Source organism: Nocardioides sp. YJ-D4, assembly GCF_054031495.1.
In genome coordinates this window covers 487669-505494 of sequence record NZ_CM132932.1, presented here as the reverse complement: position 1 = coordinate 505494, position 17826 = coordinate 487669, and the positions used below count along the sequence as shown (strand labels likewise).

At 69.3% G+C, this 17826-nt stretch carries 18 protein-coding genes; 12 read left to right on the top strand and 6 right to left on the bottom strand.

Going from position 1 to position 17826, the window contains the following annotated elements:
- The first annotated feature begins 100 nt into the window (after window positions 1–100).
- From ACW14X_RS02485 to ACW14X_RS02470, 4 genes are all read left to right on the top strand, one after another.
- A complete protein-coding gene (locus tag ACW14X_RS02485; protein ID WP_457164575.1) occupies window positions 101–1174 on the top strand; it encodes a class I SAM-dependent methyltransferase in 1074 nt (357 codons plus the stop codon).
- A gap of 25 nt (window positions 1175–1199) precedes the next feature.
- Complete coding sequence (locus tag ACW14X_RS02480) at window positions 1200–1724, top strand: 2'-5' RNA ligase family protein (RefSeq protein WP_457164574.1); 525 nt, start codon at window positions 1200–1202, stop codon at window positions 1722–1724.
- 89 nt (window positions 1725–1813) lie between these two features.
- A complete protein-coding gene (locus ACW14X_RS02475; RefSeq protein ID WP_457164573.1) occupies window positions 1814–2515 on the top strand; it encodes a class E sortase in 702 nt (233 codons plus the stop codon).
- 80 nt (window positions 2516–2595) lie between these two features.
- Window positions 2596–3114: a hypothetical protein gene (locus ACW14X_RS02470; protein ID WP_457164572.1), complete on the top strand. Its 519-nt coding sequence runs from the start codon at window positions 2596–2598 to the stop codon at window positions 3112–3114.
- 18 nt (window positions 3115–3132) lie between these two features.
- On the opposite strand, the gene ACW14X_RS02465 is transcribed toward ACW14X_RS02470, so the two are convergent.
- The 3 genes from ACW14X_RS02465 to ACW14X_RS02455 all read right to left on the bottom strand — a co-directional run bounded on the left by ACW14X_RS02465 (window position 3133) and on the right by ACW14X_RS02455 (window position 7373).
- Entirely contained in the window at window positions 3133–3870 is a 738-nt protein-coding gene (locus ACW14X_RS02465; protein WP_457164571.1) for a nucleotidyltransferase domain-containing protein, read from the bottom strand.
- A 60-nt stretch (window positions 3871–3930) separates the two neighbouring features.
- Complete coding sequence (locus ACW14X_RS02460) at window positions 3931–5544, bottom strand: ABC-F family ATP-binding cassette domain-containing protein (protein ID WP_457164570.1); 1614 nt, start codon at window positions 5542–5544, stop codon at window positions 3931–3933.
- A 257-nt stretch (window positions 5545–5801) separates the two neighbouring features.
- Window positions 5802–7373 (bottom strand): SulP family inorganic anion transporter, encoded by a 1572-nt coding sequence (locus ACW14X_RS02455; RefSeq protein ID WP_457164569.1) that lies wholly within the window; start codon window positions 7371–7373, stop codon window positions 5802–5804.
- A gap of 108 nt (window positions 7374–7481) precedes the next feature.
- Here ACW14X_RS02455 and ACW14X_RS02450 point away from each other — a divergent pair, with 108 nt between their 5' ends.
- Genes ACW14X_RS02450 through ACW14X_RS02440 form a run of 3 tightly spaced genes read left to right on the top strand, consistent with a single transcriptional unit; the run spans window position 7482 to window position 10823 of the window.
- A complete protein-coding gene (locus tag ACW14X_RS02450; RefSeq protein ID WP_457164568.1) occupies window positions 7482–8981 on the top strand; it encodes an arylsulfatase in 1500 nt (499 codons plus the stop codon).
- Between the two features lies 1 nt (window position 8982).
- Window positions 8983–9927 carry a formylglycine-generating enzyme family protein gene (locus ACW14X_RS02445; protein WP_457164567.1) on the top strand — a complete coding sequence of 315 codons (945 nt, stop codon included), beginning with the start codon at window positions 8983–8985 and terminating at the stop codon, window positions 9925–9927.
- Window positions 9924–10823 (top strand): HAD family hydrolase, encoded by a 900-nt coding sequence (locus tag ACW14X_RS02440; RefSeq protein WP_457164566.1) that lies wholly within the window; start codon window positions 9924–9926, stop codon window positions 10821–10823. The genes ACW14X_RS02445 and ACW14X_RS02440 overlap by 4 nt, the downstream gene beginning before the upstream one ends.
- 79 nt (window positions 10824–10902) lie before the next feature.
- Here ACW14X_RS02440 and ACW14X_RS02435 read toward each other — a convergent pair whose 3' ends face one another.
- Window positions 10903–11103: a hypothetical protein gene (locus ACW14X_RS02435; protein WP_160023944.1), complete on the bottom strand. Its 201-nt coding sequence runs from the start codon at window positions 11101–11103 to the stop codon at window positions 10903–10905.
- A gap of 138 nt (window positions 11104–11241) precedes the next feature.
- Between ACW14X_RS02435 and ACW14X_RS02430 the strand changes: the two genes are divergently transcribed.
- The 3 genes from ACW14X_RS02430 to ACW14X_RS02420 are packed head-to-tail and all read left to right on the top strand — an operon-like array spanning window position 11242 to window position 12708.
- Window positions 11242–11727, top strand: a complete 486-nt coding sequence (locus ACW14X_RS02430; RefSeq protein WP_457164565.1) for a DUF1269 domain-containing protein — start codon at window positions 11242–11244, stop codon at window positions 11725–11727.
- Between the two features lie 4 nt (window positions 11728–11731).
- Window positions 11732–12247 carry a DUF1269 domain-containing protein gene (locus tag ACW14X_RS02425; RefSeq protein ID WP_160023942.1) on the top strand — a complete coding sequence of 172 codons (516 nt, stop codon included), beginning with the start codon at window positions 11732–11734 and terminating at the stop codon, window positions 12245–12247.
- A gap of 8 nt (window positions 12248–12255) precedes the next feature.
- A complete protein-coding gene (locus ACW14X_RS02420) occupies window positions 12256–12708 on the top strand; it encodes a DUF6069 family protein (RefSeq protein WP_378819701.1) in 453 nt (150 codons plus the stop codon).
- A gap of 21 nt (window positions 12709–12729) precedes the next feature.
- Here the strand turns inward: ACW14X_RS02420 and ACW14X_RS02415 are convergent, their stop codons facing one another.
- Window positions 12730–15330 carry a LuxR C-terminal-related transcriptional regulator gene (locus ACW14X_RS02415; protein ID WP_457164564.1) on the bottom strand — a complete coding sequence of 867 codons (2601 nt, stop codon included), beginning with the start codon at window positions 15328–15330 and terminating at the stop codon, window positions 12730–12732.
- Between the two features lie 210 nt (window positions 15331–15540).
- Between ACW14X_RS02415 and ACW14X_RS02410 the strand changes: the two genes are divergently transcribed.
- Entirely contained in the window at window positions 15541–16665 is a 1125-nt protein-coding gene (locus ACW14X_RS02410) for an AI-2E family transporter (RefSeq protein WP_457164563.1), read from the top strand.
- Here the strand turns inward: ACW14X_RS02410 and ACW14X_RS02405 are convergent.
- Complete coding sequence (locus tag ACW14X_RS02405; RefSeq protein ID WP_160023938.1) at window positions 16612–16812, bottom strand: hypothetical protein; 201 nt, start codon at window positions 16810–16812, stop codon at window positions 16612–16614. The genes ACW14X_RS02410 and ACW14X_RS02405 overlap by 54 nt on opposite strands.
- A 150-nt stretch (window positions 16813–16962) precedes the next feature.
- Between ACW14X_RS02405 and ACW14X_RS02400 the strand changes: the two genes are divergently transcribed.
- Window positions 16963–17802, top strand: a complete 840-nt coding sequence (locus ACW14X_RS02400; RefSeq protein WP_350837196.1) for a YhjD/YihY/BrkB family envelope integrity protein — start codon at window positions 16963–16965, stop codon at window positions 17800–17802.
- The last annotated feature ends 24 nt before the right edge of the window (window positions 17803–17826 follow it).

The following is a 17826-nucleotide window of genomic DNA, read 5'->3' as shown; positions in this document are numbered from 1 at the left end:
GGATGGCAAAAACATCGCATCAGGTCGAGGGCGTACCTCAAACCAAGTAGGGGCCGAACCGGGCTGCCGAGGGAAACGTGACCGGGGCGATGGTGGATAGATGGATGCATCGCAGCAGACGACGGATGAAGTCGCTGAGCGGCTTTTCGGATCGCTCCTCGGCACGGTCGAGATTGTCTCGGTGTTCATCGGGGACCGGCTGGGGTGGTATCGGTCGCTAGCGGGCGATGGGCCGGCGAGTGCAGTGGAGCTGGCGGGGCGTACGGGGACACAGGTTCGGTACGCACGGGAGTGGCTCGAGCAGCAGGCGGTGGTGGGGCTGTTGGTGGTCGAGGCTGACGGCGAGCCTGATGAGCGGCGGTTCGCGATCCCAGAAGGCACCGCCGAGGTGATGACCGATACGAGCAGCCTGGCCTATCTGGCGCCCATCGCCCGGATGTTCGGGGCGGTGGGGCCGGCGCTGCCGCAGCTGATGGAGGCGTACCGGAACGGTGGTGGGGTCAGCTGGGATGAGCTCGGGAATGATGCGCGGCAGTCGCAGGCTGATGCGAACCGGCCGTGGTACGAGAAGCAGCTCGGGCCTGCGCTGGCAGGCGTGCCCGAGGTCCACGACGTCCTCGCCACGAAGGGATGTCGGATTCTCGATGTGGGCTGTGGTGGGGGATGGTCGAGCATCTCGCTGGCGCGCGCCTACCCCGATGCCACCGTGCTCGGGATCGACATCGACCAGCCTTCGGTCGACATGGCCGTCGCGAACGCACGCGAGGCAGGGGTCGAGGACCGGGTGAGGTTCGTCTGCCAGGACGCGGCCACTCTTGACGAGGGGACGGTCGACGTGGCCTTCGCCTTCGAGTGCGTGCACGACATGCCTCGGCCGGTCGAGGTGCTCAGCGCGGTGCGGAGGACGCTCGTGCCCGGCGGATCCATGGTGGTGATGGACGAGGCCGTGGCGGACAGCTTCGCGCCGGACGGCGATGAGCTGGAGCGGCTCATGTACGGGTTCAGTCTTTTGGTCTGTCTGCCGGACGGGCTCTCGTCGCCGCCGAGCGTCGGGACCGGGACGGTGATGCGGCCCTCGACGTTGCAGGGCTACGGCGAGGCCGCGGGGTTCAGCGGGTTCGAGGTTCTCCCGGTCGAGGGGTTCGGGTTCTGGCGGTTCTACCGGCTCTTCTGATCTGACGTGGCGACAAGCTGATCTCATGGCACTTGCGGTGTGCCAGCTCTTCGATGCTCGGTCCGACCGGCTGGTGCGTGAGCTCTGGGCGCGGTTGGAGGAGGCCGGAATACGCACCATGGCGAGCCACACCCACGGCGATCACCACCCGCACCTCTCGTTCGCGGTCCTGCGGACGTGGGAGCTCCGTGCGGTGCGCGACACGCTCGACGGGCTTCCGGAGGGGGAGCCGTTCCAGTGCGCCAGTCATGGCTCATTGATCTTTCCGCGTGGCCGGGTTGCCTTGGCGCCCTCGTTCTCAGCCGCGGTGGCGACGCGGCAGGACCGTGTCGCGCGAGCACTCCTCGAGTCCGGAGCAGACCTGCACAAGCACTACCGGCCAGGTCTGTGGTTGCCGCACGTGTCGGTGGCCACTCGTGCCTCGGCGGACCAGCTTCCGGTGATTGTCAACGCCGTCGCGGATGTCCTTCCGTTCGAGCTGCATGCGGTTCGTACGGCCTTGGTGGACAGCAGCAGCGGCCGGATCTGGCGGCTGCCCCGGATGCTCTGACCGGCGCTCCTGACCGCGTCCGGACAGATCGGGCCTTGCGGGTCGGCGTACCGTGGCTCGGGAACCAGCACCTCGCGCGAGGCGGCCCTATGAAGATCGCATTGTTCCGGGTCGTCGGCGCGGTCCTCGGCGCGCTTGTGCTCGGCGGGTGTGGCAACGAGACCCCCTCGGAGAAGAGCACACCGCCGGCACCGTCGAGCTCCCCGCCGGCCGCGAAATCCCCCACCGCATCCCCGACGACGTTACCGAGCACCACCGAGCCCGCGCCCCTGTCCTCCGACGGCCGGCCGATGCCCGGCGAGCTGTCCATCCCCGCGATCGGGCTCGCCGACCTCGAGGTCGTGCCCTACCGCGGCTGGACCGACGACGCTCCGGGCACCGAGATCCAGAACAACGGCGTAGCGGCCAGTCCGTACGGTCCTCGCGGCGGCACCGGGCCGGGCGGGATCGGCAACTACCAGGTGACCGCGCACCGGCTCTCCTCGACGCGGGCGTTCCTCAGACTGCCCGAGCTCGAACGAGGCGACCGGGTCCGGGTGCGGACCGAGGAGGCGACGTACGTCTATCGCATCACGGGCACTCGGGAGACGTCGTTCCGGTCGGCGGCGTCGCTGCGCGCGCAGCGCGCCGCCGTCCCCGGCAAACCCGGCCAGGAGCCCACCCGCGCGATGATCACACTGTCGACCTGCGCCACGCCCGAGGACCACGCGGCCGGCAACTACTGGTCGGACGAGTTCGACAACCCTGAGCACCGGATCGACAAGATAGGCGTGCTCGTCTCTATCAGCTGACGTGGAGCTGCGCTCGTGGGCCGTGAGGTCACGGCAAATATTTCGTTACCAGGTCCGCGAGTATCTGCTGAGATGAGCAGATGACCCGCTGGCAGAAGCGACGTCGGCGCACGAGACGGCACAGCAGGCGTCCCGGTGCTCGAGCGGCCTGGGCGGGAGGTGTCGTCGCGGCCGGGCTCCTCGCGCTGTACCTGCCTGCGTGGGCTGACGCGACGTGGGGCAAAGATGTGGAGCGCGCCGAGGTCGTTGAGGTGGCGACTCTTCCCGAAGCCCAGAGCAACGCGTGCACGACCATCGAGGTCCAAGGGTCGAAGCAGCCGAAGGTCGAACGTCACCCGAAGTATGAGATCACCTGGCGCTCGCTGGACACGCCTGCCGGGCAGCCAACGAGGTTCACCGGGTACTCGTGCGACCGTTACCTGACGGGCGACGAGCGCAGCGTCATCCGTGGGTCGGATCATCGCGTGACGATGGTCAACTGGTTCAACGCGAATGTGTACCGCGTCGTGTTTCTCTGCCTTGCCGCCGGGACGTTGGTGGGCATCGTCGTTTTCATCGCGCTTCCTCGTGCCGGCAGCGACCGCGGTGCGGTGATCTGAGCCCGCCTCGCTGTCATCTCAGTGACCGTCGAGCGGGGCGGCTTGGTGGAACCCCTCCCAGAGCCGTCCACCGGCCAGGGTGAGGCAGCCCTCGGCGATCTCCCGGAGCGGCGCAGTGTCGCCGGCGAGGGCCGCGGCCAGACCGGCGTCGAGGCGGAGCGCCCAGGTGGTTCCGGCCGCGGTGTCGAGAGCGGTGAGCTCGCGCATCAGCCACTTCCCGCCGCCGCGCCAGCAGCCGTTGAGGTCAAGGACCAGCTCGGCCGTACGCCGCCACGTCTCGACAGCGATCGCGGTGCCCTCCGGGTCCGGAGCGGCGCCCTGCAGGTCGTCGACGAGGTCGCTCAACGCATAGCGGTGGCCCGCCATCGCCTCGGTCGGCAGGGGAGCGGGCCCGGTCTGGAGGACGTCCGTGCAGTAACGACGTACGGCCGCTCCGCCGTCACCGGGAAGTAGAGGGACGCCTCGCGCGACGAGCCGCGCCATCGTGGGCTTGCGCTCGGCCAGATCCCGGGTGACGAAGTGGCGGATGCTCGCCTCGGTGTGCACGAAGAGCTCCACCGGCCAGCCCAGATGGCGCAGCGACTCGCGGTGGACCGTTGCCGTCTCGTCGAGCACGGTGATGTCGAGGTCCGACATCGGCGTCGCTCCGCCCATGACCACCGACCCGCCGAGCCATGCCTGCTCTGCGCCAGGAAAACGCTCGCGGACCAGGTCTTGAGCGGATGCGACGGGATCCGGGTCGAGTCGACGGGTCATGGGCAGAGGGTGCCGTCTCGGCGGGCCTCGAGTCATCCGGTTATCGGCCAGGCCGGGCCGTCAGCGGCCTCCGTCCAGGTCCCGGCGCTGATGCATTCGCCCATTCGCGTCGAGCTCGATGACGGTGTCGATGCCGATCCGCTCCAGGAACCCGAAGTCGTGGCTGACCACGAGCAGGGCGCCGCGGTAGGCGTCGAGGGCCTCGGCGAGCTGCTCGACGCTGGTGATGTCGAGGTTGTTGGTCGGCTCGTCGAGGATCAACAGCTGCGCGGGCGGGTCGGCCAGGAGGAGGCGGGCGAGGGAGACGCGGAAGCGCTCGCCACCCGAGAGCGTACGCACCGGGCGGTCCACGCTGTCGCCGCGCAGGAGGAGCCGGGCGAGCTGGTTGCGGACGGTGCCGGGCGGCAGCTCCGGCGCCACGCTGCGTACGTTCTCCATCGCGGTCGCCTCGTCGTCGAGTCCGTCGAGACGCTGGGGGAGGAGACCGACCAGGTCGGTGAGGAGCCGGCCGTGCGGGCGGCCTTCCACAGGCTCGGATCCCTGCACGAGATGCGCGAGAAGCGTCGACTTCCCGGAGCCGTTCGCGCCGACGAGCGCGACCCGCTCCGGTCCCTGGATCACGACGGTCCGGCCCTCGTCCTCCAGCTCCGCGATCCGGCGGCCGCGCGGCACGCCTGGATCGGGGAGGGTGAGGTGGATGTGCTCCTCGTTGCGTACCCGAGCACCGGCCGCGTCGGCGGCGGCCTGGGCGGCCTTCACCTTGTCGTCGAGCGTCGAGCGGAGCGAGCCGGCGGACGCCTGGGCCTTGCTGGCACGGTTGCCGGCCAGGATCTTCGGGATCCCGCCGTCCTTCTGGGTCTTCTTCGCGGTCCGCTCACGCCGGGCGAGCTTCGTCTCGGCCTCGATGCGCTGCCGTTTCTCGACCTTGAGCGCCTGCTGAGCGGACCGAGCGGCCTGAAGAGCGGCCGCCTGCTCCTGCTCCTGGTGCTCCTTCCAGGCGCTGTACGGCCCGCCGTACGTGCTCAGCGTGCCGCCGAACAGCTCGGTGGTGCTGTCCATGTGGTCGAGCAGCTCGAGGTCGTGGCTGACGACCACGAGCGTCCCCGGCCACTGGTCGACGAACTCGGCGAGCTTGGCTCGGGTGGCTCGGTCGAGGTTGTTCGTGGGCTCGTCGAGCAGCGTGATCGGGGTCCGGCGGATGCGGAGGCCGGTGATCGCGATCAACATGCCCTCGCCGCCGGAGATCTCGGCGACGCGACGGTCGAGGTCGGCCGCGGAGAAGCCGATCTGGTCGAGGGCCTCGTCGGCACGGGACTCGATGTCCCAGTCGTCGCCGATCGCATCGAAGTGTCGCTGGTCGACGTCGCCGGCCTCGATCGCCCGGATCGCGGCGAGGATGCCGTCGATGCCGAGCAGGTCGGCGATCGTCGTCTCCTGCCGCAGCGTGAGCGTCTGCGGCAGGTAGCCGACCTCACCCGCGGCGTCGATGTGGCCGGACGTCGGGGTGAGCTCGCCGGCGATGAGGCGGAGCAGGGTGGACTTGCCGGCGCCGTTGCGACCGATCAGACCGGTCCGGTCGGTGCCGAAGGTGCCGTTGACCCGTTCGAGCGCGACGGTGCCGTCGGGCCACTCGAAGGTCAGGTCGCGCAGGGTGATGGCAGAAGGAGTGGACATGGCTGTGTTCTCTCGTCTCTTCCGTCGAGCGCCGACTGGGCGCGACGGGAATCAGGTACGTGTCGACAGAAACGCGAACGTGCCGGAGAGCCACACGCGTCGACGCCCGGGGAAGGGCGGACGCGCGTGTACGTCGAGAAGTGATCGTTCACCGATGCGGAATCCCCGCACGGGCGAAGCCACCGGCAGTCCGGTGGCTAGATCTTGTCCACTTCGATCAGCCCCACGCCTTCACTTTAACAGCCGTACGGTCCCGCTCACCCGACGAACCCTTCCTGCTCCGCCTCCACGAACCACGGTGCTCGACGAAGGACGGGCAGCACATCATCGGGCACGTCCAGGAGCACCAGCTCGGTCTCGTCGGAGGCGAGGTCGTCGCGCAGCGAGCGGAGGGTGTTGAGCAGCGGGACGGTGACGTGGGTGAGGGTGGAGATGTCGAGGGTGACCGTCCGGGGTGCGGCGGCCTGCACCAGCTCGAGCGCCGCGTCGTAGGTCGCCTGGGCGTTGCCGGTGTAGAGGTCGCCGGTGAGCAGAAGGTGAAGCACCCCAGCAGGAGCCGAGGGGCGCTCGAGAAGGCGTACCCGCGGCTGGTTCACCGCGCGGATGACCAGCAGCAGCGTGAGACCGACGCCGACCGCGACACCGAGAAGCATCCCGCCGGTCAGGCCGACGGCCGCGACGGCCAGAGCGACCCAGAGCTCCGCCCGGTCGATGGCGGCGTACGTCCAAAGCTCGCGTGGATCGAGCAGACCGGCCACCGCGACCAGCACCATGGCGGCGAGGATGGTCTGGGGCAGGTCGGCCAGCAGAGGCGCCAGCGCGAGCGCGACGAGCAGCGACAGACCCACCGTGACCAGCCCGGAGAGCTGGGTGCGGGCGCCCGATCGAAGGTTCACCGCCGACTGCGAGAATCCGCCTGCGGGAGGCAGCGACTGGGTGAGCCCACCGGCCAGGGCGCCGATGCCGGTGGCGACCAGCTCGCGGCCCACGCCGATGGCAGGCTCGTGGCGACGCCGGTTGGTCCGCGCCACCAGCACCGTCTCCAGGAACGACATGAGTGCGATGGCGATCGCGCCGGGGAGCAGCCCGATCACATCGTCGACGACCGGCAGGCTCAGCGACGGCAGCCCGGTCGGCACCGGGTCGATGAGGGCGAGCCCGCGATCCTCCACGCCGCTGAGCGCCACCAGCACGATGCCTGCCGCGACGACGACGAGCGGCCCCGGCACGGCCGGTGCCACCCGCCGGAGCGTCAGGAGCACCACGATCGCGGTGATCCCGACCGCCGCGGTCACCGCCGAGAGCTCGGGAAGCTGGCGGCCGACCGCGACCAGCTCCTCGAGGAAGCCTTCCGCCTCCGGGTCCGCCGACAGGCCGAGCAGAGTCGGCAGCTGGCTGGCGACGACAGTGAGCCCCACGCCGAGCCGGATCCCGGTCATGGTGGCGGGGGAGACGCTCTCGGTCAGCGCGCCCAGCCGGGCCAGCCGCATGATCAGCAGACAGACGCCCACGAGGAAGGTCAGCGTGAAGGCGGCCCGCATGAGCTCGTCCGGGTCACGCTCCGGGAGGGTGGCCAGCGAGCTGGCCACCAGGACGGATATGGTCGACGTCGTCGAGACGCTCAGCGCGCGTGAGCCACCGAGCAGGGCGTACGCCGCCATCGGCAGCAAGCACGTGTAGAGCCCGACGCTGGCAGGCATTCCCGCGATCGTGGCGTACGCCATGGCCTGGGGGATCACGACCGTCCCCGTCGCGAGCCCGGCGAGCACGTCACCGCGCAGCCACGGACGGCGGTAGCCGTGCATCGTCGGGGCGAGCCACGTCTTCACGGGGCCCACCTCATCGTCTCCGCTCGCCCGGGAGGTCACCCGAGTCGGGGGAGGTCGTCCGCGTGAAGCCTTGCCTAGCGTCGTGACAAACCCACGAGGAGGCTCTTCATGGCTGACAAGCCCAACATCCTGATCATCTGGGGCGACGACATCGGCATCAGCAACCTGAGCTGCTACAGCGACGGGCTGATGGGCTACCGCACTCCGAACATCGACCGGGTGGCCGAGGAGGGCGTCCGCTTCACCGACTACTACGGGGAGCAGAGCTGTACGGCGGGTCGCGCTGCGTTCATCACCGGCCAGAACCCCTATCGCACCGGGCTGACCAAGGTCGGCTTCCCTGGCGCCGACATCGGCCTGCGCGCAGAGGACCCGACCATCGCCACGGCGCTCAAGGAGCTCGGCTACGCCACCGGCCAGTTCGGCAAGAACCATTTCGGCGACCGCGACGAGTTCTTGCCGACCATGCACGGGTTCGACGAGTTCTTCGGCAACCTCTACCACCTCAACGCCGAGGAGGAGCCGGAGCTGCCCGACTACCCGACCGACGAGGAGTTCCCGAACTTCCGCAAGCGGTTCGGCCCCCGTGGCGTGATCCACACCTGGGCCGACGGCAACGGCGGGCAGCGCATCGAGGACACCGGTCCGCTCACGAAGGAGCGGATGAAGACCATCGACGACGAGGTCGTCCCGGAGGCCCTGCGGTTCATGGGCGAAGCCCAGGCGAACGACACCCCGTTCTTCGTGTGGCTCAACACCACCCACATGCACTTCCGTACGCACATCAAGGACGGCAGCCGCGGCAAGGCCGGCCGCTGGCAGTCGGAGTACCACGACACGATGCTCGACCACGACGAGCTGGTCGGCTCGGTGCTCGACTACCTCGACGAGAACGGCCTCGCCGACAACACGATCGTCATGTACTCCACGGACAACGGCCCGCACATGAACAGCTGGCCGGACGCCGGCATGACGCCGTTCCGCAACGAGAAGAACTCCAACTGGGAGGGCGCCTACCGGGTGCCGGCGATGGTCCGCTGGCCCGGGCACATCCCGGCCGGCACGGTCCTGAACGGCATCGTCAGCCACAACGACTGGTTCGTGACCCTGCTCGCCGCGGCGGGCGACCCCGACATCGCCGACCGGCTGAAGGCGGGCACCGAGCTCGCCGGCACGACGTACCGGGTCCATCTCGACGGGCACAACCAGCTCGACTACATCACCGGTGCCACCGACACCAGCCCGCGCCAGCACTTCTTCTACGTGTCCGACGACGGTGACCTGACCGCGTTGCGCTTCGACCACTGGAAGCTGGTCTTCCTCGAGCAGCGTGCCCCCGGCACGTTGCGGGTCTGGGCGGAGCCGTACGTCCAGCTACGCGTGCCGAAGTTCTTCAACCTCCGCACAGATCCCTACGAGCGAGCCGACATCACCTCCAACACCTACTACGACTGGGTCCTCGACCATGCCTGGCTCGCGGTTCCGGCCCAGATGTACGTCGCCCAGATGGTGAGCTCACTGGCCGAGTTCCCGCGTCGGCAGGAACCGCCCAGCTTCAGCGTCGACAAAGTGCTGGCGAAGCTCGAGGCCGGCATGCCGAGCAGCTGAGATGCAGGTCAGCCTGCCGGGTGGCGTCTTCACCATGGGGTCGGACGACCACTATCCCGAGGAGGCGCCGACCCACCGGGTGCGGGTCGATGCCTTCGCGATCGACGTGGTGGCAGTGACCAACGAGCAGTTCGCCGCCTTCGTCGACGCCACCGGTTACGTCACCGTCGCCGAGCGGGAGCTCGACCCGGCCGATTACCCCGACGCCCCGGCCGAGAACCTCCAGCCGGGCTCCATGGTCTTCGTCCCCACTCGCGGCCCCGTCGACCTCCGCCACCTCAGCCAGTGGTGGCGATGGAAGCCCGGTGCCTGCTGGAAGCACCCGAACGGACCGAAGAGCTCGATCGACAAGCGGCTCGACCATCCGGTCGTCCATGTCGCCCATGAGGACGCCACGGCGTACGCCGCGTGGGCCGGCGCGTCCCTGCCGACGGAGGCGGAGTGGGAGTACGCCGCCCGTGGCGGCCTCGAGGGCGCGACGTACACCTGGGGCGAGGAGCCGCGCCCGGGCGGCAGGATCATGGCCAACACGTGGGACGGCCCGGACTTCCCCTGGCGCAGCAGCGGCGAGAGCGGGTTCCTGCGGACCGCGCCGGTCGGCAGCTTCCCTGCCAACGGCTACGGCCTATTCGACATGGCTGGCAACGTCTGGGAGTGGACCGACGACTGGTGGAGCGAACGCCACCCAGCGGAGGTCGACAAGCCGTGCTGCCTGCCGACCAACCCGCGTGGCGGTGACCGGGAGCAGAGCTACGACCCCGCACAGCCGCAGTTCCGGGTCGCGCGCAAGGTGATCAAGGGCGGCTCGCACCTGTGCGCCGATACGTACTGCCTGCGCTACCGGCCCGCGGCACGGCGGCCGCAGATGATCGACACCGGCACCAGCCACCAGGGCTTCCGCTGCGTACGCCGCCCCGGGACCCAGCAACCGAAGGAGACACCGTGAACGACCAACTGCTGCCGTCCTGGCGTCCGGGTGCCACCCGCGACGCCGTCATAGCCTTCCTCGAGGCGGCCGAGGAGGTGCCGGTGGCCGACCGGATGGCCTGCTTCGACAACGACGGCACCCTGTGGTGCGAGCGTCCCACCTACGTCCAGTTCGACTTCTTCCTCGACGCGCTGCGCGCCAGCGCGGCGGCCGACCCGTCGGTGAAGGAGCAGGCCGAGTTCGCGGCCCTGCTCTCGGGTGACCAGCAGGCGATCGGCGACATCGGGCTGGAGCGGATCGCGATGGCTCTCACCGGGCTGTTCGTAGGCCTCTCGCCCCAGGACTTCACCGCGCGGACCCGCGAGTTCCTGGCCCGCGCCGACCACCAGACCCTCCGGCGGCCGCATCGGGCCTGCACCTACGTACCGATGCTCGAGCTCATCGCGGAGCTGCGGCGGCGCGAGTTCTCGGTGAGCGTCGTGACCGGGGGAGGGACCGAGTTCGTCCGCGCCATCAGCCAGGAGCTCTACGGAGTGCCGCCCGAGGCGGTGGTGGGCACGCTCATCGAGTACGACTACGCCCCGGACCCGCCGCGCCTGAGCCGCTCGGGACGCCTGCTCGGTGCCGCCAACGAGGGCACCGCCAAGGTGTCGAACATCCAGACCCAGCTGGGACGTCGTCCGATCCTCGCCGCCGGCAACTCCGGCGGCGACCGGGAGATGCTGGAGTGGGCCGCGGCCGGCGATGGCCCGACGCTTCCGTTGCTCGTCGACCACGACGACGCCGAGCGCGAGTTCTCCTACGTCAGCACCGCGCAGACCTTCGCCGAGCCCGAGCCGATCACCGACGTCGGTGCCCGGCTCGGCTGGACCGTGATCAGCATGGCCCGCGACTGGGAGACGATCTTCGACTGAACCGCCGAGTCGGCTCATCCTGACCGCGATCCCCGCCGAGTCGGCTCGTCAAGACGAGCCGGCTCGGCGGGGATTTCTGTCAGTCGGGGATCGTGACGACCTCGATGACGTCGATGTCATCGGCACGCAGCGCGTGCAGGACACCCTGCAGCGCCTCCTGGTCGGGGACCTCGCCGGTGAGCGTCGACTGCTCGTGATGCGCCTGGACGGCCAGCTGCGGGAACGCCTTCTGGAGCTCACGGGAGAGTTCACCGTTCACCCTGATCAGGACCCTCGTCATGGTCTTCCTCGACTGCTCACGTACTGCACGCTACGAATCACTTCAGCACGGTGGTTCACCGAATTCGGGTGATGCTGGACGCCGGCCGTGCCGGAATCGTCGGCGTCGAGCACAGACGACGACAGCAAGGGACAAGCGATGGCGACCCTGACGGTATGGAAGTACGACACGACCGAAGGCGCAGACCAAGCTGTGAAGAACCTCGAGGAGCTGGTCAGGCAGGACCTGATCATCCTCGAGGATGCCGCGACCGTGCACTGGGAGGTCGGCAAGAAGAAGCCGAAGACCAAGCAGCTGACCAGCACCAAGGCCATGGGCGCGATGAGCGGCACGTTCTGGGGCATGCTCTTCGGACTCATCTTCTTCGTCCCGCTGCTGGGCGCAGCGGTGGGCGCGGCGACCGGCGCCCTGACCGGATCGCTGACCGACGTGGGCATCGACGACGCCTTCATCAACAAGGTCCGCGACCAGGTCACCCCCGGCACCTCGGCACTGTTCCTGATGACCTCCGACGCGGTGGTCGACAAGGTGCACGCAGCGATGAAGGGCCACGAGGGCGAGCTGATCTTCACCAACCTCAGCAGTGAGCAGGAGAACGCGCTGCGCGAGGTCTTCGCCGAGTGACGTCATGGCCAGCCTGACCGCGTGGGTCTACGACCGGATCATGGGCGCTTCAGACGCCGAGGTCTGGCTCCAGGACCTGCAGGAGCGTGGTGCGCTCACGGTCCATGACGCCATTACGCTCACCTGGTTCCCGGGGGCGGAGGAGCCACAGATCGGCCATCTTCGCCACCGTACGACGGGCGCCGCCGCCAAGGGCTCGTTGCTCGGAGGTCTTCTCGGGATCCTCGTGTTCAACCCGGTCGCGGGCGCCGTTGTGGGGGCGGCGTCCGCGGCCGCGGTTCAACGTCTGAGACAGGCCGGCATCGGTGACGAGCTGCTCACCGAGGTCACCGGCCACCTCGGGCCGGGCAAGTCCGCACTCGTCGTACTGAGCAGCGACGGGGACCCGGACGCGGTCGCCGCGGCCATGAAGCACGGAAACCCGACGCTCGTCTACGCCGAGCTGGACGACGCGGTCGCCGAGGAGCTCAAGGACATCCTCCGCGCCGAGACCACAGAACCGACCGACGACGGAGACTGATCATGGCGATGAACCAACCTCCCACCCGACGACTGCAGCCCACGGTCAACGCCGGCCGGCTCTGGGCCGGCGGTGCCGCCGCTGCGGTCGTGGCCGCGCTGCTCGCGGTCGCCGGCATCGTGATCGCCCGTGGCATCTTCGACGTACCCATCCTCGCCCCCGAGGGCGACGGGGTCTGGGGAGACGCCTCGACATGGTGGTACGCCGTCTGGGCAGCGATCGCCGGGTTGCTGGCCACGGCCGTCGCCCACATCCTCCTTCTGACCACACCGCAGCCGCGCACCTTCTTCGGCTGGATCGTCGGCCTGGCCACCGTCATCGCGGCGCTGTGGCCGTTCACCTCCGACGCGGGACTGGACACCAAGCTCGTCACCATGCTGATCAACCTGGTGATCGGGATCGCCATCGGCTCGCTGGTGTCGACGGTCTCACGGAGCGCGGTGCTCCCCGAGGTCCGGTGACGTCTCGCGGACGGGGCGGTGTCAGATCAGCCCGCGGTCCCGTGCCTCGCGCACCGCTGCCGAGCGGGTGTTGACCCCGAGCTTCTGGTAGATCGAGCGTACGTGGGTCTTCACGGTGTTCTCGCTGACCCCTTCGGCGGCCGCGATCTCGGGGATCGTCAGCCGCGAGGGGAGGTCGTGGAGCACGTCGACCTCGCGTGCGCTCAGCAGTGAGTCGATCACCCCCGTGGCGCGGTCCACCTGCTCGGCGTGATGGGCGAGCAGGGCCGCGACGAAGCCCTCGGCCGGGCCGAACCGTGAGCGGTTCCTCGACAGCAGCGGCTCCAGATGTGGCCACGCGTCGATGAACGGCCGGCGGAAGCCGTTGGGGACCGCCCACTCGAGCGCCTTCCTGAGTACGTCGAACGCGCGGACGTCATTGCCCAGGGACGACTCCAGGGCCGCAGCCAGCACCTGCGCGTAGACGACGGTCGTCGGTAGGTGTGCCGGGCGGGTCCCGTCGAGGACCGGCTCGAGCTCGGTCAGCGCGTCGCGGGTCCGTCCGGCGGCGGCGAGTATCTGCGCGCCGGGGATCGCGCACTCTGCGCTTCCCGGCATCTGGTCGCGCACACGGGCCGCGATCTCCAGAGCCCAGCTCTCGTTGCCGATGGCCAGGGCCATCCTGATCTCGTGGGGCGTGGCGGCGGCGGTCGCGGCAGGAGAGACGTGGTGGGCGGCGTCGAGCTGCCAGATCCGCCGAAAGGTCTCGACAGCAGCGGCGCGGTCCGTCCCGGCCGTGGCCTCGTAGGTCGCCAGGGCGTGCATCCCGCGTATGCCGAGCCCGACCTCGGCGTTGTTCACCCCGTCCAGCGCTCGCACGCCGAGCTCGGCATACTCGAGCTGTGCCTTGCCCTCCCCGGTCAGGAAGGCGGTCCACGCGGCCACCAGGTAGGAGGGGGCGAGCCTCGGCGAGTCCCGCCATCCGTGCTGGGTGGCGAACGCGATGGCCTGGTCGGACCAGTCAAGGGCGGCGTGGAAGTCGCACATGGCGCTTGCCATCCCGGACAGCTGTGACATGGTCTCGAGCACGACCTGGTCGTAGCGACGGCTTCGGGCCAACGCCAGCGCCTGCTCGAGGTCGTCGATGGCTCCGAGGTAGTCGCCGGCGCGCATCCGGGCGGGCCCGCGCTGGGAGAGGAGGACCAGGTTGACGTCGCTGTCTCCCGTCGTGGCGATGTCGAGGATCGCGCTGTCCTGCAGCGCCGCGACGACGTCGCCCCCGGCGAGGGCCCGCTGGACGACAGCCGCGGCGAACATCGCTGCGTACGTCGGGTCGGACGGCGGATCGTCGACCGACGCCGCACTCAGCGCTTCGTCGGCCGCAGGGAGGTCGTTCACGTCCAGCGCCGCCAGGGCGGCGATGACCGCGACCCGATGGTCAGTGATCGGCGAATCGCGGGATGTGATGGCCTCGCGCACGAGATCGCCGCGGCCGGACAGGACCATCTGGAGCCCGTTCGCGCGGAGCATGCCGACGAGCAGGTCCTGGTCCCCGCCCCGCGCCGCATGCCGCAGCGCGGTCGCGCGTTCGCCGTGCGTGTCGAGCCAGACAGCGGTGGCCCGGTGCTGGCGTGCCGGCGCCTCGACGTCGCGTCGGGCCAGAGCGGCGAGCAGGCAGCTCCGCAGCAAGGCGTGGTAGCGGTACCACGCCGAGTCGCCCGACTGGCTGACGAGAGCGTTCGCCGCGCACAGCCGGTCGAGCAGAGCGCCGGCGTCCGGCCTGCCGGAGAGGTGGGCAGCCAGGTCGATGGACAGATGGTGGGGCGCGCAGGTCGCGTAGAGGAACTCGACCAGCTCCGGGTCGAGCCGGTGGACGACCTCGGTCAGGACGTACTCGATCACCGTACGGACGTCGCCATCGAAGGACGCGACGACCGCGCCAGGGTCCTCGCCGACCATGGCCGCGACCACTGCCATTCGGAGGGCGGCCGCCCAGCCCTCGGTCAGGCCGACGAGATTCGAGATCGCGTCGGCCGTCATCGGGAGGCCGCCGGCCGCGAACAGCTCCAGCGCCTCGACGTCGGTGAAGGCGAGATCCTTGCCGCGTACGTCCGAGAGGGACCCGTCGAGCCGCAGCCGGTGGAGCGTGAGCGACGGTTCGGACCGGCACGCCATCACCAGCCCCACCTCGAGCGGCAGCTCGGCGAGGAGGATGTCGAGCCCGCGCAGGACCTCGGCGTCGTGGAGCAGATGTACGTCGTCCAGCACGATCCAGCGCACACCGGCGACCAGGAGTGACTCGACCACCTTCGTGACGAACCTCGGCTCGGTCCCCTGCGCGGGCGGGGTCAACCCGTCGAGCTGCTCGGTCCTTCCGGGCAGTCCGGCCAGGACCAGGGCCTCGATCAGCGCCGACCAGAACTCGTACGGCCTGTCGTCCTGCTCGTGCAGCGACAACCAGGCCACCGGCTCGCCGCGGGCGGCGGCACGGGTGGCCCAGTCGGCCACGAGCATGCTCTTCCCGTATCCCGCCGGGGCGCAGACCAAGGTGAACCGGCACTGCCCGACGGCATCCTCGACCAACCGGGCCCGGCTGACGAACGTGGGCAGTATCCGGGGAACGTGCAGCCTCGTAGCCGCCACGTAGGCACGAGAACCGGTGTTCAACATCCGCAAACGAACGCTCCTCGCATCTCCGACAAGTCTTTATCCGCAACCATCCAATCAGCGGCTCTTCGGCAGAGTAAGGAGCAAAGGGCCTATATACCCCGCCCCAGATACGCACAGCCGGGTGGTTCCGCTCACCCCTAACGGGTGATACGGCCAGGTCGGACGGGCTAGACCATGGGAGCCGTGACCCCCAGGACGCAGAGCCGCGAAGAGTCCGTCCCGAGCTGGCCACCGCAGTTCAGGGTCCTGGCGGTCCTGCTCGGATCCGCTGCGGTGGTGATCCTCGTGGCCGGGCTGCAGGCAGCCAGCGGCATCCTCGGACCGCTGTTCCTCGCGATGGTGCTCACCATCGTCGTCCACCCGGCCCGGAACTGGCTGGCGCGACGCCTCCCGGCCGGTGTCGCCACCACCCTCTCCATCATCGCGGTCATCGTCGGCGTCGTTGGTCTGGGCGTGTGCGTGCTCCTCGCGGTGGCGCGTTTCGCGACCTTGCTCAGCACCTACAGCGGTGTCGCTGCGGAGCAGGTCGAGGAGCTGACCGACTGGCTCACCAAGGTCGGTATCGGCACGGACGAGGTGCTCAAGATCGTCGAGTCGTTCGACCTCTCGAACCTGCTGTCCGTCGTCTCCGGTGCTCTGAACGGGATGTTCGGAGTGCTGTCCACGATCGTCTTCATCCTGGCCCTGTGCCTGTTCATGGCCATCGACGCGACGGCGCTGCCGCGCCAGCTCGCCTCGATCAGCCGCCGGCGCCCGGGCCTCGTGGGTGCCCTGTCCTCGTTCGCGGTCGGGACGCGTCGCTACCTGCTCGTCTCGACGGTCTTCGGCCTGATCGTCGCCGCCCTCGACACGCTGGCCCTCTACCTGCTGGGCGTGCCGGCGCCGTTGGTGTGGGGACTGCTCGCGTTCCTGACCAACTACATCCCGAACATCGGCTTCGTGATCGGCCTGATTCCACCGGCGATCCTGGCGCTGCTGGACGAGGACCTCTCGCTGATGCTCGCTGTCATCGCCGTCTACTGCCTCCTGAACGTGGTGATCCAGTCGGTGATCCAGCCGAAGGTCGTCGGTGAGGCGGTCGGTCTCTCGGTGACCCTGACGTTCCTGTCACTGATCTTCTGGTCCTGGGTCATGGGTCCGATCGGTGCCGTGATGGCGGTCCCGTTCAGCCTGTTCGTGCGCGCGGTCTTCGTGGAGGCCGATCCGGAGAAGAGCTGGCTGATGCCGCTGATCGCGGGAAGCGCCCCGGTGGAGCTACTCGGGGATGGTGACGATCTCGATGACGTCGACCCCCAAAGAGCTCAGTAGGTCCAGCACCCCCTGCAGCTCCTTGGCGTCCGCGAGGTCACCGACCAGGGTCGTCGTCGCAGGCTGCGTGGCCCGGGTCAGGTGCGGAAACGTCTCGAGGACGTCGTCCGACACCGACGAGCCCACCCGGATGAGGATCCGGGTCATGAGCGCATCACGCCGATCAGGTGTCCGTTCACGTTGGCTCCAGAGAGTGGCCTTGGACGGTGGTCTCATCAAGGTAAGCGGGCCGGCGCCCGGAGCGGTCACCGGAAACGGGCGAGGGTGAGCCCTCGTGCCCCGGGGAACACTGCTCACGTGAACGTGGCTGCCCTGCGGGGCCGGGTGGAGGCCCTGGTCGCCCACGTCCCCCTGCTGCGGAAGCTGGCCACAGAGATCATTCGGATCGAGTTCATCGACCGGTGCATGCTGATCGCCGCCCAGGCGCTCCTGGCCATGGTGCCGATGCTGGTCGTGCTCGCGGCCTTCCTGCCTCACCTCACCGAAGCCGCGCTGCAACAGGTCTCGCATGTCACCGGCCTCGGCGACGAGGCCGTCCAGCAGGTCTCCGGAGAGGTGGATCTGGACCAGGTGCGTTCCGAGACCGGTGCGGTGGGCCTGGCGATCACGATCGTGTCGGCGACGTCCTTCGGCCGTGCCGTGCAGCGGACGCTCGAGCGGGTCTGGGAGCAGGAGCACGTCGGAGGCGTGCGCGGAGCCGGTCGCTGCCTGCTCTGGGTCGCCGTCTGGCTGGCCTGTCTCGGGCTGGTCAACGCGGTCGTCAACCTGATCACCGACCCTGGGGACCTGCTCCGGCCGCTGCTCCAGGCCGTGGGCGCGATCGCCGTGTGGTGGGGGACCGGCTGGGTGCTGCTGTTCGGACGCACCCGAGGATGGCTGCTGCTCCCAGGCGCGGTGCTGACCGGTGTCGTGCAGGTCCTCTACAGCCGGGGCTCGGCGTGGCTGATGCCTGTGTACGTCGAGTCGAACGCCGAGCAGTTCGGCATGCTGGGCGTGATCCTTGCGCTCTCGACCTGGCTGATCGGCTTCGGCGGGATCATCGTCGGCGGTGCGCTGCTCGGGCGGCTGCTCGTCGAGGACCCGGTCATCACCTGGTTCGTGCAGCGGGTGCGTGCGTTTCTCACCCGGAGAAGGTGAGGCCGGCGGAGCCGGCCTGCGCTG

What these genes read in the sequence shown, in the direction of transcription:
- ACW14X_RS02425 (WP_160023942.1), top strand. Translation starts at nt 11,732, where the DNA reads ATGGCCAGCCTGACCGCGTGGGTCTACGACCGGATCATGGGCGCTTCA.
- ACW14X_RS02460 (WP_457164570.1), bottom strand. Translation starts at nt 5,544, where the DNA reads ATGTCCACTCCTTCTGCCATCACCCTGCGCGACCTGACCTTCGAGTGG.
- ACW14X_RS02405 (WP_160023938.1), bottom strand. Translation starts at nt 16,812, where the DNA reads ATGACCCGGATCCTCATCCGGGTGGGCTCGTCGGTGTCGGACGACGTC.
- ACW14X_RS02420 (WP_378819701.1), top strand. Translation starts at nt 12,256, where the DNA reads ATGAACCAACCTCCCACCCGACGACTGCAGCCCACGGTCAACGCCGGC.
- ACW14X_RS02470 (WP_457164572.1), top strand. Translation starts at nt 2,596, where the DNA reads ATGACCCGCTGGCAGAAGCGACGTCGGCGCACGAGACGGCACAGCAGG.
- ACW14X_RS02450 (WP_457164568.1), top strand. Translation starts at nt 7,482, where the DNA reads ATGGCTGACAAGCCCAACATCCTGATCATCTGGGGCGACGACATCGGC.
- ACW14X_RS02485 (WP_457164575.1), top strand. Translation starts at nt 101, where the DNA reads ATGGATGCATCGCAGCAGACGACGGATGAAGTCGCTGAGCGGCTTTTC.
- ACW14X_RS02465 (WP_457164571.1), bottom strand. Translation starts at nt 3,870, where the DNA reads ATGACCCGTCGACTCGACCCGGATCCCGTCGCATCCGCTCAAGACCTG.
- ACW14X_RS02430 (WP_457164565.1), top strand. Translation starts at nt 11,242, where the DNA reads ATGGCGACCCTGACGGTATGGAAGTACGACACGACCGAAGGCGCAGAC.
- ACW14X_RS02435 (WP_160023944.1), bottom strand. Translation starts at nt 11,103, where the DNA reads ATGACGAGGGTCCTGATCAGGGTGAACGGTGAACTCTCCCGTGAGCTC.
- ACW14X_RS02480 (WP_457164574.1), top strand. Translation starts at nt 1,200, where the DNA reads ATGGCACTTGCGGTGTGCCAGCTCTTCGATGCTCGGTCCGACCGGCTG.
- ACW14X_RS02445 (WP_457164567.1), top strand. Translation starts at nt 8,983, where the DNA reads ATGCAGGTCAGCCTGCCGGGTGGCGTCTTCACCATGGGGTCGGACGAC.
- ACW14X_RS02475 (WP_457164573.1), top strand. Translation starts at nt 1,814, where the DNA reads ATGAAGATCGCATTGTTCCGGGTCGTCGGCGCGGTCCTCGGCGCGCTT.